Annotated in this window: 2 protein-coding genes; one reads left to right on the top strand and one right to left on the bottom strand. The window is 66.9% G+C overall.

Annotated elements, in window-relative coordinates; all coding sequences use genetic code 11:
• Nucleotides 1-474: hypothetical protein (locus ACFWJO_RS37715; RefSeq protein WP_386872646.1), on the top strand; the 474-nt coding region annotated here is incomplete at its 5' end.
• 8 nt (nucleotides 475-482) lie between these two features.
• On the opposite strand, the gene ACFWJO_RS37710 is transcribed toward ACFWJO_RS37715, so the two are convergent.
• Nucleotides 483-1730: a helix-turn-helix domain-containing protein gene (locus ACFWJO_RS37710; protein WP_070709077.1), complete on the bottom strand. Its 1248-nt coding sequence runs from the start codon at nucleotides 1728-1730 to the stop codon at nucleotides 483-485.
• Nucleotides 1731-1830: the final 100 nt, after the last annotated feature.

Raw genomic sequence — 1830 nt, 5'->3', positions numbered from 1 at the left:
CTGCATTACCGCGTCGCTAAGGCGACCGGCCGGCCGGCGGGGTCCGGTCGCGCGCGGAAGGCGCCACGCTTGATCGCAGGCCTCATCCCCGAAGCCACCGGCACCATGCCATCGGAGATGTGGCAGGCACTGGCAGAGCGGCGCGACCTCATCGAGACCCGGACCAATGTGCTCCTCGACACTGCGCTCACCGAGAAGCACGAGTGGATCATGAAACTCGGCGTCCAGCCGAAGCAGGCGCGAACGGCCCGCGCATGGCGGAACGCCGCTCGCACCATCGCTGCCTACCGTGACCGCTACGGCGTCACTGGGCTTGCACCCCTCGGAGCACGCGCCGAGACCGAGACGCAGAAGCTCGACGCCGCCCGCGCCCGCGCCGCGCTCGACCGGGCACAGAACCTCGCCCAGCCCGAACAGCCAGAGCAGGAACGCGCTCGGCGCACCGGGCCGCAGCGCGTCAGGCCGTCGTTGTAGTGGCCCAGCTACTCGGTTCGATCTGGTGGTTGGATCATTCGTACGTTCGAGACGCCGCCCTGGTTCACGCAGTCCTGAGCGAGGTCGTGAACGCCCCAGTAGAAGTCAAGATCGGCAGCCGAAGCGTTCACGGTGCTCTCGACGGGTATGTAGCGGTGCAACGGCGTGGAGACACCGCCGTAGGAGTGACCGAAGTTGTCCACAGTCAGGATCACGAGGGGCTCTGAACCGGTCCACTCGATCCCGACGCGCACGTCGTACTCGTCGTTGCCCGTCGCGTCAGCGGTCGCTCGGATGAGAGCCATCAGATCTGCGACGCCGCACTCGACCGCGTCCGACTGGACCTGCGATCCCTCGAAGTACCCGTCGCTACTCATGCGGTGGCCGCCGATTGCGGCTGCGAGCGTAACTGATCCGTCGTGGTGGAGACTCGCCCATGCTTCCTTCCACAGTGATCGGTCGCCTGTTGCGGTGTTGACGGCGACCCAGCGGCGCAACCCCGGTCGTGGATTGTGACGGTCGACGTTTTCCAGCGGGTGCACACCGCCACGTCCGGCGTAGAGCAAGGCGAAGCCTTCCGCTTTGGTCAGCACGTCGCGCGCGCCATCGCGCGTCAGGCGGTTGTGGAGTCGAGGGACACGCGGGTGGGCGACAGCGATCAACCAGGCGCGTTCGCTCGTCGCCCGCCCGCCCGCGGTCTCGGCATACAGGTTGTCGAGCGCTTCGCTGGCATGGCGGCGTTCATCGAAGCGAGCTCGGTACATCGCCTCAATCTGGCGTTCCTTCATCCACACGGTGTCGGAGTCGTTGCGCACCGGAGCGCCGAAGTAGTCGTTACGGTAGATCAGGTGCGGCCCGTCGAGGCTTGCAGGCACTTCCACAACGACAGCGCGAGCCCCCTCAACTCCGAGACGGTGCACGTTGAGTCCGAAGACAGGCGGGGAGATCGCGGTGATCGCCGCGGAGCGCAGGGATCGCTCGTACGCTTCATCAAACTCGCCGACGTCGACCCGCCCTGTCGCGGCCTTCTGCGACTCGCGTACTCCGAACACGATGACACCGCCGCCGCTGTTCGCCATCGCTGCAACGTCCTTGGGGAAGTCCGTTTGCGATAGGCCCTTCGCCGGCGGCAGCTCTGACTTCCAGTCCAGATCGTTCGTCTCCACGACTCCGCTGCTCACCGCCGCATCCAGCAGCTCGTCCGTCAGCGGTCCAGGAGCGACTCCGAGGGCGCGATGCAGAGCGGTGAAAGTCATGACCCCCAGCGTAGGGATCACCCGCGACAACTGGCGGTGACGCCGACCGAAGGCCGCCTACAGCGCGCACCCCTCCCGGCGCGCGGACGGGGTGATGGCC

Origin of the sequence: Streptomyces sp. NPDC127092 (genome assembly GCF_042722475.1) — a bacterium.
Lineage (GTDB): Bacteria > Actinomycetota > Actinomycetes > Streptomycetales > Streptomycetaceae > Streptomyces.
Note: the sequence above shows the minus strand (reverse complement) of the source record. Positions and strands in the feature narration are given on the sequence as shown.